At 59.6% G+C, this 12,484-nt stretch carries 12 protein-coding genes and 2 pseudogenes; 4 read left to right on the top strand and 10 right to left on the bottom strand.

The features are described 5' to 3' along the window. Window positions 1-117: 117 nt before the first annotated feature. From CCGE525_RS37490 to CCGE525_RS39460, 9 genes and pseudogenes are all read right to left on the bottom strand, one after another. Window positions 118-1,347, bottom strand: coding sequence for an acyl-CoA dehydrogenase family protein (locus CCGE525_RS37490; protein ID WP_120709321.1), 1,230 nt, complete (start codon window positions 1,345-1,347; stop codon window positions 118-120). Further along, on the bottom strand, window positions 1,347-2,144 hold the full coding sequence (locus tag CCGE525_RS37495; protein WP_120709322.1) for an ABC transporter ATP-binding protein: 798 nt from the start codon (window positions 2,142-2,144) through the stop codon (window positions 1,347-1,349). The genes CCGE525_RS37490 and CCGE525_RS37495 overlap by 1 nt, the downstream gene beginning before the upstream one ends. Window positions 2,145-2,159: 15 nt before the next feature. Next, window positions 2,160-3,497 (bottom strand): ABC transporter substrate-binding protein, encoded by a 1,338-nt coding sequence (locus tag CCGE525_RS37500; protein WP_120709323.1) that lies wholly within the window; start codon window positions 3,495-3,497, stop codon window positions 2,160-2,162. A gap of 96 nt (window positions 3,498-3,593) precedes the next feature. Further along, a complete protein-coding gene (locus tag CCGE525_RS37505) occupies window positions 3,594-4,655 on the bottom strand; it encodes a branched-chain amino acid ABC transporter permease (RefSeq protein ID WP_120709324.1) in 1,062 nt (353 codons plus the stop codon). Window positions 4,656-4,658: 3 nt separating this feature from the next. Next, on the bottom strand, window positions 4,659-5,540 hold the full coding sequence (locus CCGE525_RS37510; RefSeq protein WP_120709325.1) for a branched-chain amino acid ABC transporter permease: 882 nt from the start codon (window positions 5,538-5,540) through the stop codon (window positions 4,659-4,661). Between the two features lie 11 nt (window positions 5,541-5,551). Then, on the bottom strand, window positions 5,552-6,319 hold the full coding sequence (locus CCGE525_RS37515) for an ABC transporter ATP-binding protein (protein WP_120709326.1): 768 nt from the start codon (window positions 6,317-6,319) through the stop codon (window positions 5,552-5,554). Beyond that, window positions 6,319-7,743: an LLM class flavin-dependent oxidoreductase gene (locus CCGE525_RS37520; protein WP_120709327.1), complete on the bottom strand. Its 1,425-nt coding sequence runs from the start codon at window positions 7,741-7,743 to the stop codon at window positions 6,319-6,321. Before CCGE525_RS37520 ends, CCGE525_RS37515 begins: the two co-directional genes overlap by 1 nt. A gap of 246 nt (window positions 7,744-7,989) precedes the next feature. Then, entirely contained in the window at window positions 7,990-8,655 is a 666-nt protein-coding gene (locus CCGE525_RS37525) for an ABC transporter substrate-binding protein (protein ID WP_245472488.1), read from the bottom strand. 51 nt (window positions 8,656-8,706) lie between these two features. Further along, window positions 8,707-10,234: pseudogene (locus CCGE525_RS39460) on the bottom strand (helix-hairpin-helix domain-containing protein); the annotation flags it as partial. A gap of 243 nt (window positions 10,235-10,477) precedes the next feature. On the opposite strand from CCGE525_RS39460, the gene CCGE525_RS37540 reads away from it, so the two are divergent. The 3 genes from CCGE525_RS37540 (at window position 10,478) to CCGE525_RS37550 (ending at window position 12,061) form a co-directional block, all read left to right on the top strand. Further along, window positions 10,478-10,675, top strand: coding sequence for a hypothetical protein (locus tag CCGE525_RS37540; protein ID WP_120709443.1), 198 nt, complete (start codon window positions 10,478-10,480; stop codon window positions 10,673-10,675). A gap of 13 nt (window positions 10,676-10,688) precedes the next feature. Further along, a complete protein-coding gene (locus CCGE525_RS37545; RefSeq protein WP_120709329.1) occupies window positions 10,689-10,880 on the top strand; it encodes a hypothetical protein in 192 nt (63 codons plus the stop codon). Window positions 10,881-11,182: 302 nt separating this feature from the next. Further along, window positions 11,183-12,061: a hypothetical protein gene (locus tag CCGE525_RS37550; protein ID WP_245472489.1), complete on the top strand. Its 879-nt coding sequence runs from the start codon at window positions 11,183-11,185 to the stop codon at window positions 12,059-12,061. Window positions 12,062-12,157: 96 nt separating this feature from the next. On the opposite strand, the gene CCGE525_RS39465 is transcribed toward CCGE525_RS37550, so the two are convergent. Continuing rightward, the gene (locus CCGE525_RS39465; protein WP_245472545.1) at window positions 12,158-12,295 is read right to left on the bottom strand and encodes a hypothetical protein; all 138 of its coding nucleotides are present in this window, start codon (window positions 12,293-12,295) and stop codon (window positions 12,158-12,160) included. Between CCGE525_RS39465 and CCGE525_RS39775 the strand changes: the two are divergent. Next, window positions 12,236-12,454: pseudogene (locus tag CCGE525_RS39775) on the top strand (VOC family protein); the annotation flags it as partial. The gene CCGE525_RS39465 and the pseudogene CCGE525_RS39775 sit on opposite strands and share 60 nt — an antisense overlap. Window positions 12,455-12,484: the final 30 nt, after the last annotated feature.

Genomic DNA, 12,484 nt, shown 5'->3' on the forward strand with positions numbered 1-12,484 from the left:
GTCTTGCCCCGTCCAGCTTATGGAAGCTCACCCTGTCGGATTTCGCGTTCCCCTCCCCACCGGACCTTCATCATGATCGATGCAGCAGAAACCGTTGGAAACGGACGCCTGCAATCGTCAAGCCGGCGTACCAATCCGCCACTGATAAGGCGGCGGCGTTCCGTTGACCGCGAAGTCTCCGATAATGCGGTCCTTGTAGATACGAGGGTTGTGAGAGGAGAGCGTGCGGGCGTTGCGCCAGTGGCGGTCCAGCCCATTCGGCTTCTTGGTCGCCGAGGCGCCCAGTGCGTCGAAAAGGATGGTGGATGCCTGCAGGGTCAGATCCGAAACGACAGTCTGGGCTTGCGCCGTTTCGAGTTCGGCGATCGCGTTCGCCTTTTCCTCCAGCTCCGGATCATCGATGAAGCGGGTGTCGAACGCCCGCTGGATCGCAGCAGCCGCCTGGATTACAATTGCACTTGAACTATAGGCGCCGCCGCGAATGCGCCCGATGACCTGCAGAACCTGCGGGTCTTGGCTGGAACGGGGGGCTGCCGCATGCGTGTAAGTCCGCGTGCGCTCCGCGACGGCCTTGGCGACATCGTTGGTGATCGCCCGACCGATGCCCGCAAGGGTCGCCAGGTGAACGAGCTGATAAAAGGCAGCACCATATTTGAAGCGATCATCATCAAGGACGATGTCGTCCTCGGTCACCTTGACGTTGGTGAATGTTGTCGTGCCGCTTGCCGTAAGGACCTGACCAAACCCATCCCAGTCGTCGACCACCTCAATGCCTTCGGCATGACGGCGCACGGCAACCGCAATCCCCTCGCCGTTTGCATTGGAGGCCCCGACGTCGATCCAGTCGGCGTAGAGCGAGCCGGTCGTATAATATTTGGCGCCATTGAGAACCGGGGAACCGCCGTCGTTCGAGACATGTGTCGAGAAGCGGTCGAGCCCTGCTCCGTTTCCAATCTCCGTCCACGCGCTGCCGACAATCTCACCACGACCAATCCGCTCGAACCAGACTTTCTGTCGCTCAGTCGACTTCGAATTAAGAATGTCCTCGGTGAAGCCGAAATGGGCGCGCAGCGCCTGGGTGATGTTGGAATCCGCTGCCGAAAGTTCGATCAGCAGATTGAAGAATTCCGGCAGCGTCGCGCCCTGCCCGCCATGTGCGCGCGGTAGACGAACCGCGCCGAAACCAGCCTGCTTCAGCCGATCGATGGCATCGTAGGGCAGATCGCGCTCCAGTTCGCGGCGGTTGGCATCCTTGGCGATATCGGCGAAAATCGGGCGAAACCGCGCCGCGATCGTCTCGTATCTCTCACTCGGGCCGGCGGCCCAGCCTTGTGCGATCTGTGTCATCAGTGTGGGTATCCCTGTTGATCCTGTGTTTCGCCGCGGTTGCCGCCGAGATAGAAATCATGGACGTCGTCACGCGCCCGCAGCTCCTCCGCCGTCCCGGAAATGGCGACGCGGCCGTTTTCGAGAATGTAGCAGTAGTCGGCATAGCGCAGCGCCAGGTTGACGTTCTGCTCGGCGATCAGAAAGCTGACGCCGCCCTGCTTGTTGAGCGTATGGATGATCTCGAAGATCTCCTGCACGATGATCGGCGCAAGGCCCATTGACGGCTCATCCAGAAGCAGGAGACGCGGCTTGGTCATCAGCGCACGGCCGATGGCGACCATCTGTTGTTCACCGCCGGAGGTAAGGCCGGCTTTCGTCCGACGCTTTTCCTTGAGCCGCGGAAACCAGCTGTAGATCTGCTCCAGATCGGCCTGCAGGTCGCGCCGCCTGGGGCGGCGCAGGAAGCCGCCCGACAGGATATTTTCCTCGACCGTCAACTGCGGAAAGCAGTGTCGGCCTTCAAGAACCTGGACGACACCCTTGGCCACCAGCCGCGAGGCGGACAGGCGATTGATCGCCTCCCCGTCCCAGGTGATCGACCCTCGGCTTATGTGGCCACGCTCCGGCCCGAGCAGGTTCGATATCGCCTTTAGCGTCGTCGTCTTTCCGGCGCCATTGGCTCCAAGGAGGGCGACGACCGCCCCCGCCTCGACCTTGAGCGAGACATCCCTCACGGCCAGGATCGCCTGGCCGTAAAGAGCCTCGATGGTGTGGATCTCAAGCTGTCCGCCCTGTGTTGCGCCAACGACGCTCATCGGTTCATCCGCCCGTCAGTTCGCCACCGGCTCGCGCGGGGGCAGGTTCTTTTCCTTGGCATAGGCGGCGGCCTTGGCGAAGATCGCATCCTTGAAGAGCGGCCTGTCACCCTTCAGCCAACCGGTGACGGCATTCCATTTGGTGCCCTCCCACTGCACGATCTTGGCGGCCGGCTGGCCCTCGTGGTCCTGCGGGGTCACCTTGAGCGGGCTCAGCAAGCCGGTCGCGCCGAGTTCCTCGATCCGCTGAGCCGTGATGTCCAAATGCTCGACGGCCCAATGGCCTTCCTCCTTGGTCAGCGGACGGTTACCGAACTTCGCCTGCCCTGTGCGCAGGACCTCGGTGAAGATGATCGCCTGCACGAGGCCGGCATTGTAATAGACCGAGCCGAACTTCGTGGGGTCCTTGAGGTCGCCCTTGCCCGCGTCGATGATGTTCTTCTTCAGCTCCTGGCTGATCTTGAAGTCGGTGCCGGAAGGATAGACGGAAACGGCGAGGTAATTCTTGGCCGCGGCACCTGCCGGGCGCGCGTCCTCCTCGGAACCGGTCCAGATATCGCCGATGATCCGGTCTGCCGGGAAGCCGACGCGAGCGGCCGTCTTCAGGCCGACCGGCGACATCACGCCCCAGGCGCGGAAGAACACCCAGTCGACACCGGCGCGCTTGATCTGCTGCCATTGTGCTTGCTGCTGCTCGCCCGGATGCGGCACGGGGATCTGGATGTCCTCGAAGCCGTATTTCTTGGCGAGGATTCCCATCGGCTGGATGGTTTCGCGTCCATATCCGGAATCGTGGTAGAGCGTGGCGATCTTCAGGCCCTTCAGCTTGTCGTAGCCACCTACTTGATTGGCGATATGCTCGACGACGATCGAGGCTTCCGTCCAGTAATCGAAAAGAAGCGGAAACTGGTAGGGGAAGACACTGCCATCAACGGCATCGCCCCGGCCGCCGGCGACCGACACGATCGGCAGTTGATCGATGCGCGCCTTGTCGGAAATTGCGGCGTCGAAGCCGCTCGACGTGGTGAAGAGGGCCGCGACCGGCGCGCCGGCATAGCCGTTCTTGTAGCGCTCATAGCATTCGAATGCGCGCTCCAGCGTATAGGCGGTCTCACATTCCTGCACGAAAATCTTGACGCCGTTGACGCCGCCCTTCTCGTTTATGTAGTTGAAATAGTCGCGATATCCGGCCCATTGGGGAATGCCCGATGGCGCATAGGGACCGGTGCGATAGGAAAACAGCGGGAAGAGCTGCTGCCCTGTCCCTTCCTCCGCAAAAGATGGCGTAGCTGCCGCAGACGCTGCGATAGCGAGCGCCCCGGCCAGTGCGAGTGTTTTCTTCAAAAATGACATTGGAAACCCCGTTGGTTGCAATGAAAGAAGGCGGTGCCTGACTTCTTGGGAGGAGGAACCCGACACCGGAGGTTCGCCCTTGTTTGAAAAGAGTGCCTATGTCGCCGAGCGCCTCCACTTGGCGATGGCGGCGACTGCCCGGCGTATGAGAGCGGCAAGCCCGTCCGGCTCCTTGATCAGGATCAGGATGATGATCACCCCGAAGTTGACACGCTGGAGATTGGTCAGCGCGCCCTGGTCGCCAAGGAACGAGAGGTTGGCGGCAAGGACGATGCGGTCGAGCAGGATCGGCGTCAGCACGATGAAGGCCGCGCCGAGGAAATTGCCGAAGATCGTTGCGGTGCCGCCGATCAGCACGATGAAGAGCACTTGAAACGACTTGTCGAGATTGAAGGTGTGGGCATCGGAGGTGCCGAGATAGGCAAAGCCCCAGAGAACGCCGGTCACCCCCAGAAAGAACGAACTGATCGCATAGGCCTGTAGCTTGCGGCGCGCAATACGGATGCCGATCACCGAAGCGGCAGTGTCCATATCGCGGATCGCCATCCACTCGCGCCCGAGACGGCTCCTCACGATCAGGAAGGCAAGGCCGATCAGCGCCGTGGCAACCGAGATCGCCAGCAGGTATTGACCGGCGGGAGACTGCAGGTCGTACCCAAGAAACGCGAGACGCGGCGCCGAGATCGTCAGCGACTGGCTGTCGTTGGAGAACCAAGTGAAATTGCTGAAGACCCATTCGAAGAAGAACTGCGCGCCAAGCGTCGAAGCACCGAGATAGAAGCCTTTTATCCGAAGGGCCGGAAGCCCGAAGACGACGCCGGCAGCAGCGGCGACAAGGCCTGAGAGCACAAGCACCACCGGAAGCGGCAGGAAAGGAGCTCGCAGGATCAGATTATAGGCGGTGAATGCCCCGATCGACATGAAGGCAGCCGATCCGAGCGAAACCAATCCAGCATAGCCCATCAGGAGGTTGAGGCTGATCCCGGCAAGGCCCATGACCAGCGTCGGGAGGATGATCGAGCTCAGCCAATAGTCGCTGGCGCCAAACGGCACCGCGACGAAGAGCACCAATAGTCCGGCGATGACAGCCAGAATACGCAGATTGCTCTTCGACGATATGGAGGTGGCCTCCGCGAGCACGTTGTTGAAAACGCTCATGGATCAGACCCTTTCGATGGCGCGGTCGCCGAAAAGGCCGGCGGGGCGGACGAGGAGGAAGGCGACCGCCAGGATGTAGGCGAACCAGGTGGAAACGCTGCCGCCGACCAATGGGCCGATATAGATGTCGGCCAAGGATTCCGCTGCACCGACGATCAGACCACCGACAATGGCGCCGGGAATGGAGGAGAAACCGCCGATGATCAGCACCGGCAGAGCTTTCAGCGTAATCAGCGACAGCGAATATTGCACCCCTTGCCGCGCGCCCCACAAAAGCCCGGCAACCAGTGCCACGATGCCCGCGACGCTCCAGACGATGCGCCAGATCTGCGGCAGGCGGATACCGATCGACTGGGCGGCAAGCGTATCGTCGGCAACCGCGCGCAGGGAGATTCCCATGCGCGTCTTGCTGAAGACGATGGCAAGGACAATGACGAGCCCGATCACGATCAGCGAGGCGACGATGTCGAACTGGCTGATCAATATGCCGCCGAAATCGGTGGCAATGTCATCGATGCCGATATCGAGCATATGCACATCCGTACCGAGGAAAAATTGCGTCGCGCCTTCGATGACGAAGCTCAGGCCCAGCGTCGCCATGAACAGGGTCAGCGGATCGCGGTTGCGCAGAGGCCTCAGAACGAGCGCCTCGATCGCGACCGCCGTCGCGATCATCACGCCACAGGTGATGGCAAAGGCGATCCAGAAGGAATTGCCCCGTTCGACCAGCGTGACGAATGTCAGCGCCGAGAGAAAGACCATCGCGCCCTGCGCGAAATTGAAGACACCGGAAGCCTTGTAGATCAGCACGAATCCGATGGCGACCAGGCCGTACATCAAGCCTGCAAAGAGGCCGGTGATCAGGGTTTCGAGAAAGTATCCCATTATGGCAATCCCTAATGAACCGTACCGAGATAGGCGGAAATGACCTCGGGATTGGTGCGGATCTCGTCGGGTCCGCCGTCTGCGACCTTGCGACCGTAATCCAGCACGACCACATGGCTCGCCAGACCAAGCACGATGCCGACATCATGTTCGATCAGGACGATAGTCGTGCCGAAGGTGCGATTGACCTCGGCGATCACCCGGCTCATGTCCCGTTTCTCTTCCTGGTTCATACCGGCCATCGGTTCGTCGAGGAGCAGGAGCTTGGGCGAGGCCGCAAGAGCCCGCCCGAGATCGACCCGCTTCTGAACGCCATATGACAAGGTCGAAGCGACCGTGTCGGCATGGGGTTCGAGGCCGAGGAAGGAGATGATCTTCCGGGACCGAGCCTCGAAATCGCGCCGTTCGGCGGCGTCGCGGCCGAACCGGAAGATGTTTTCAAGGAAGCTCGCCTTGCCGTGGCGGGAAATGCCCGCAAGCACGTTTTCCCTCACCGTCAGGCGGCGAAACAGTGCATTGTGCTGAAAGGTGCGGCCGATACCGAGATGAGCGGCCTTGAAGGGATGGATGGCCTCGAACCGCTCGCCATCGAAGACCACATCGCCGGAATCGGCGCGGTAAACACCATTGATGACATTGAGCAGGGAACTTTTGCCCGCGCCGTTGGGGCCGATCAGCGCGCAGATTTCTCCTTTTGCGACACTGAAGCTCAAGGCATTGAGCGCCCGTACGCCCTTGAAGGACAGGGATACGTCATGGAGTTCAAGCAGGCCGGCCATCACGCACCGACCGATTTTAACGGCAGGGACGCATCGGCCGCCTCTGCCTCGCGCCGCTTCACCGCCTCTATGTCGCGCAAGCCGTTCGCCGGGTGGTTGACGGGCAGATAAGGTCCGTCACCGAAGAGTTTTTCACGCAAGGTTCCCGGCTTGTAGGCAGTGGGATAGGCACCCCGCCTTTGCAGTTCCGGCACGATATGGCCGACAATATCCTCGAAGCTGTCGGGCGTAACCGCATAGGCGATGTTGAAGCCGTCGACGTCGGTATCCTCGGCCCACTCCTGCAGGATATCGGCGACACGTTCGGATGAGCCGACGAAGACAGGCCCCATGCCGCCGATGCCACCGAACTGCGCGAGCTCGTCGATGGTCCAGGACTTGTCGCCGCCGGCAATGTGCTCGACGAAGGAGTGGATCGCATTGGTTTCGATCCTCTCGACCACGTCGGTCGGCGCATATTGCCCGAAGTCGATGCCGCTCCAGCCGGACATGAAGGTCAGCGAGCCGTCATAGGAAACGTAGCTCTTGTAATCCTCGAACTTCTTCTGCGCCTTCTCTTCCGTCTCGTCGGTGATGATGGTGATCAGCGTATAGATGAACACCTTCTTCGGATCGCGGCCGGCCGCGGCAATGCGCTCGCGAATATCGGTGACATAGCGCTTGAGGACGGATTTCGTCGGCGCGGCGACGAAGATGCACTCGGCATGCCCCGCCGCAAATGTCTTGCCTGGCCCTGAAGCACCCGCCTGATAGAGCACCGGTGTGCGTTGCGGCGAAGGCTCCGACAGATGATAGCCCGGGACCTCGAAATATTTGCCCTTATGGCCGATCTCGTGAACCTTGGATGGATCGGTGAAGATGCGACGGTCGCGGTCGCGCTGCACGGCGCCCTCTTCCCAACTCCCCTCGAAGAGCTTGTAGAGCACCTCGACATATTCGGTCGCGACTTCATAACGGTTGTGGTGCCGGCGAAGTCCGCCCTGCCCGATATTCTTCGCGCCGCTCTCCAGATAGGAGGTGACGATGTTCCAGCCGACGCGACCCTTCGTATGGTGGTCCGCCGTCGAAAGGCGCCGCGCAAAGGTGTAGGGATGCTCGAAGGACGTCGAAGCCGTGATGCCTATGCCGAGATGCTCCGTCGCAAGCGCGATGGGCGCTGCAAGCTGCAGGGGATCGTTGACCGGAATCTGTGCCGCCTGCTCGATGGCGTGATAATTCGAGCCCTCGTAGACATCATAGTAGCCGATGACGTCGGCGATGAAGACGCCATCGAAGATGCCGCGCTCCAGCGTGCGGGCGAGATCCTGCCAGTAGTCCAGATCCTTGTATTTCCAAGACTTGTCGCGAGGATGCGCCCATAGGCCCGGCGATTGATGACCCACGCAGTTCATGTCGAAGGCGTTAAAACGAATTTGGCGGCTCATGAAATTCCCCTGCTGAGTGTCTGGACAAGGCGAGTGCTGGGGACAGTAGGGATCTCAATTGTATTATTATAGAAAACCTATAATTTTTATGGATAACGTTGCGGATTATTTTTCTTCCGAAGCGCTGCAAGTGAGGCAAAGGAGCGAACGTCTACCACTGGTTTAGGTAGACAAAAGACCAATGCACGCACAAAGACGCAGCACTCAGCAGACAACAATATCAGCGATGAGCGGCCAACCGCTCGCTCAGTCCACAAACATTCGGCAGGAGCGTCTTTGGTGCTCCTGCCGGAACAGCTTCAATGTGCGGCCTACTTCAGTGGTGATCACGCCGACTGCGATATCAGGCGTCGCCGGGATAATCCCGCTTTTCACATACCACTCCGCTATGGTGCCGATTTGCTTCACGTCGGCATCGGTAACAGCGGTCATCGGCACCGCGTTGTTTTCGCCGATTTTCGCACCAAGTTCGGCCGGAATGTTCATTTCCTTTGCCCAGATCGCGCACAGGCATTCTCGCTTTTCCACAACATCGAAGATGGCCTGCAATTGATCCAGCTTCTTGGACGCAAACTCGCGGCTTGCGACGAGGACGACAGGATTGTCGGACCCAATCGCCGCGCCGTCGGCAAGGACTTTGCCGTCATAGGTTTTCTCGGCAATCGTCAGAAAGGGGTCCCAGGTTGCGCAGGCATCGACATGGCCTTGAACGAAGCTCGGCCCGCTGTCGCTGGGGCTGAGATAAACGCGCCTGACGGTCGATGGATCGACGCCGTTCTTTTCGAGGCCACGCATCAGCAGATATTCGCCGGTCCCGCCGCGGTTTACGGCGAACTTCTTGCCGGCAATGTCCTTCAGTGATGAAATGCCTGAGGCATTCTTAACAATGACACCTTCGGAACCGGCCGCCATCTTCTGATACGCGAAGGCTGGGATCCGGACTCGCGACCACTCCGTCGCCAACTACCTAAAATCCCGCGTCTTCACCTTGATCGCATCAAGATGCGGATAGGGATCGACGATATCCCGCGCCCGAGGCCCCTTCGGAAACCCGCGCGGATCCGGCGTCGGCGACCATGATGAAACTCATCGCCTCGTCCATGCGGCAACGGAAACGGCCGCATCACGATCCCCGACACTTGCCAGATCCCCCGACAGATCCGTCAGCCTATGTGCCACGAGATGCACGACGTCGCCTTCCCGCTGGATGCGGCCATAGACGCCGATCATGCCGGCACTGAGCACGACACGGCGGTATTTTTCAAAGGTCTTTAGCCAGACGACGAGGTTGGCTATGCCGGTCTCATCCTCGATGGTGATGAACATTACCCCCTTGGCGGTACCCGGCCGCTGGCGAACAAGCACGAGGCCGGCGGCTTCCAGCCATGTACCGTCGCGGGCCTGCATCGCCTCGCGGCAGGTGGCGATACGGCGCTTGGCGAGATCGGCGCGCAGGAAGGAGAGGGGATGGCCGCGCAGGGTCAACCCGACACGACCGTAGTCCTCGACCACCTCGCCGCCTGATGTCATCGGTCTCAGCGCCACCGTCGGCTCATCAAGCTCAGCCACGAGGCCGGAGATCATCGACCGATGAGAAGAGCTGCTCCGCACGCGCCGCGACGATTGCCGCGGCGGCGGCATTGGCAAGACCCTTGACCATCCGCAGGCCGAGACGCACGGCAAACCGGTCCTCGTCATTCTTCGGCTCCAGCGTGCAGTCCCAGAGGCTGGCGTTGACGCAGACGGGCCGCACCTCGACGCCATGATTGCGGGCGTCGCGGACGATCTGTGCGGGTGCATAAAAGCCCATCGGCTGAGCGTTGAGCAACGCGGCGCAAAAGACGTCGGGATGCCAGCATTTCAGCCAGGAGGAGGCATAGGCAATGAGCGCGAAGGAGGCCGCGTGGCTTTCCAAAAATCCGTAGCTGCCGAATCGTTCGAGCTGCTTGAAGGTCTTTTCGGCGAACTCCCGCTCATAGCCATTCGCCACCATTCCAGCAATCAGTTTCTGGCCGAATTTCGAAACGCCGCCGTTGTGTTTGAAGGTTGCCATGGCGCGCCGCAGCTGATCGGCTTCGCCTGGTGTAAAACCGGCGCACTCGATCGCCACTCGCATCGCCTGCTCCTGGAAGAGCGGCACACCGAGCGTCTTGCCGAGCACGTTCTCCAGTTCCGGTTTCGGATAGTCGACCTTCTCCTTGCCCTCGCGGCGGCGGAGATAGGGATGCACCATGTCGCCCTGGATCGGACCGGGGCGGACGATCGCCACCTCGATCACGAGATCATAGAATGTGCGCGGCTTGATCCGCGGCAGCATCGACATCTGCGCCCGGCTCTCGATCTGGAAGGTGCCGAGCGTGGCGGCCTTCCGGATCATCGCATAGGTGCGCGGGACCATGGCAGCCGGCTCGATCGGCACCAGTTCGTCGAGGCGGTCACGGGTGAGCACAAAGCCCCCCGGGTGACGCCGCACGCGCCTGCCTGGAGACCCGCGACACAGTCCTATGCTTTGAGAAAACTCTTGTGGCATCCAAGCCGTCTTCGTTCCTGGATAGCCCACGTCTTCTTATATTAGAATTCTATTCCGCGATCGCGCAGCTATTTGGTATCGATGACAATGGTCGGTCGCACCCACCACGTTTATAGTCTATAAAATTGATAGACTAACTCACTCGCAATGCCGTGCCTCGCTCTTCATCTCATCCGCAAGAATGGATTTCAACAGGTGATCGCAATGACCAGACAAGTGATCGAATACGCCGGCATTCCGGTCGGCATCGTCATTCCGGACAGCAATTCATTGAAGTTCATCGCCGTCAAATTTCATGTCTACGATCTCGATGGTCAACACTTTGCGACGACATCGGACGTGCTGCGGGCAATCCATAAGCTGATGTCGACATCCGCTGACGGCGTCAATCGCGCCGCCTAGGGAAACCTGCGCCATGAGTAGGTTACATTACTTCTTTCATCTCTCGGCACAGCGCGACGACATCGAGGCCAGATTGCTAGCTCAAGAATATCGGATGCTGCTTCTCGAAGATCATGTCGATGACGGCACCAGCAGCGAACTGCAGTCGAAATGCACGGAGCTTTCCCGTGAAATTTATTCATACCGGCACCGGCGTCACCGTTGACAATCAAATCCCGAGCGACGCCTGCATTAACAGTCATCAATATCCTCCAATCCGTCAGCCTTGCAAATTCCTCGCACGATCAGCAATCGGCTCCGTTCGACCTCCGGATACGATCACTGATATCGCAGATGGTTTGACATGGCAGTGATGTTACAGCTTCCGCCCTCCGTACTCCAAAAAGGATCAAGCGGAGGCTGGAGGCTTAAAAACAGCCAGCAATGCCTGCCAGCGGCGTGATGATGGATAGGACAAGCGCAAGATCAACGCGAAATGAATACCGGAATCGACGAGGAAAATTGCCGATGCTACGCAGAATTTACATCAAGAATACCTTCTCAATCGCTGCCAAGTTCGGCGCAGCAATTGTTCTGACTATTGCCGTCGCGCTGGCGCTTCACAGTGCTGCGACCGCAGGGGAGAAGGTACTTCTATCCTATGAAGCCACGCCTTCTTCGGGCTTCAAGCTGCCAGGGCTCGCCCATGCAAGTTACGATGACCGGGCGGCATTCTCGGCGCAAGTGCTGGAGGAGATCGTGCCGAAAATCATATCGGCAAATGGCATTGATCCGGCAACCCTGGAGACCGAGGTCACGCCCGGCGGGTATCTGCTGAAAACGAATGCATCGCTTCAGACGGAAGGAGAGCTCGATGACCACATCGCCGATCGGCTTGCCGGCTCATTTGGTTACGTTTTTCGTCAGTACAGCGTGCTCGTCTCGCGCCTTGACGATACGTCGGGTAAGACCGGCTTTGTTGTCGTACGATTTCCCAAGGACACGCTCAACGCGGCTGTCGCACAGAAGTTCTTCGAGACGGCCGACGCGACGAAGAAGGGCTTGGGAGGCGGCTATACGGCGTTCGCGGACGAACAGATCTACCTTAACGTCGTAAATTCCGAAGGAAAGCCTTACAGCGGCCTTGATGACATGGCCTTCCTGGACGGATTGAAACAAACTGCGGCATCCTTCGCAGATCCCAAGCCGGAAATTGCCGCGTCAGGCAAAGCAACCGCGCGCTTCATTAGCAACGATTGGGACAAATCCGGTCAAGGCGAAGACTATGTAGGCCAGCTCGGCGGCCCCAATTCCGATCTGGTGCAAAAACTCGAAGTGATCGGTAAGACCTATGCATCGCTGATCGCGGCATCAGCCGAAAAGAATGGCTGGAACCGCGGCCAATAGACTTTCCTCTCAGAACCATATCCGACGCGGGCTTTGGCAAGTAATGGAAATGCGAGCCGGCCAGCTGCCGCTAGAAGACGACCATTTGATCCATCTTCATATTGGGAGACACTGATGGCTGTTACGGCCCAACCACTCATCCTTGATCACGCGGTCGTTGGCGTCCTTGACCGACTGCACGAAGCAGCCGCCGTCTACCGCAAGCTCGGTTTCAACCTCACGCCGCGAGGCCATCACACACTGGGCTCCATCAATCATCTTGCCGTTTTCGGTGAAAACTATCTGGAGCTGCTGGGATTCCCGCAGGAGAATGACAGGAAACGAAGCGATCTCTGGTCCTATCCGATCGGTTTGAACGGGCTTGCGTTTCGCGCGACCGATGCTGCCGGTCTGCGACGAGAGTTGGTCAGCGCCGGCTCCGTT

The sequence above is a fragment of the Rhizobium jaguaris genome, from assembly GCF_003627755.1.
GTDB classification, from domain to species: Bacteria; Pseudomonadota; Alphaproteobacteria; order Rhizobiales; family Rhizobiaceae; genus Rhizobium; species Rhizobium jaguaris.

Coding starts and splice junctions, on each gene's coding strand:
- CCGE525_RS37545 (WP_120709329.1), top strand. CDS start 10,689: ATGAGTAGGTTACATTACTTCTTTCATCTCTCGGCACAGCGCGACGAC.
- CCGE525_RS37520 (WP_120709327.1), bottom strand. CDS start 7,743: ATGAGCCGCCAAATTCGTTTTAACGCCTTCGACATGAACTGCGTGGGT.
- CCGE525_RS37495 (WP_120709322.1), bottom strand. CDS start 2,144: ATGAGCGTCGTTGGCGCAACACAGGGCGGACAGCTTGAGATCCACACC.
- CCGE525_RS37490 (WP_120709321.1), bottom strand. CDS start 1,347: ATGACACAGATCGCACAAGGCTGGGCCGCCGGCCCGAGTGAGAGATAC.
- CCGE525_RS37505 (WP_120709324.1), bottom strand. CDS start 4,655: ATGAGCGTTTTCAACAACGTGCTCGCGGAGGCCACCTCCATATCGTCG.
- CCGE525_RS37500 (WP_120709323.1), bottom strand. CDS start 3,497: ATGTCATTTTTGAAGAAAACACTCGCACTGGCCGGGGCGCTCGCTATC.
- CCGE525_RS37525 (WP_245472488.1), bottom strand. CDS start 8,655: ATGGCGGCCGGTTCCGAAGGTGTCATTGTTAAGAATGCCTCAGGCATT.
- CCGE525_RS37540 (WP_120709443.1), top strand. CDS start 10,478: ATGACCAGACAAGTGATCGAATACGCCGGCATTCCGGTCGGCATCGTC.
- CCGE525_RS39465 (WP_245472545.1), bottom strand. CDS start 12,295: ATGGCCTCGCGGCGTGAGGTTGAAACCGAGCTTGCGGTAGACGGCGGC.
- CCGE525_RS37550 (WP_245472489.1), top strand. CDS start 11,183: ATGCTACGCAGAATTTACATCAAGAATACCTTCTCAATCGCTGCCAAG.
- CCGE525_RS37510 (WP_120709325.1), bottom strand. CDS start 5,540: ATGGGATACTTTCTCGAAACCCTGATCACCGGCCTCTTTGCAGGCTTG.
- CCGE525_RS37515 (WP_120709326.1), bottom strand. CDS start 6,319: ATGGCCGGCCTGCTTGAACTCCATGACGTATCCCTGTCCTTCAAGGGC.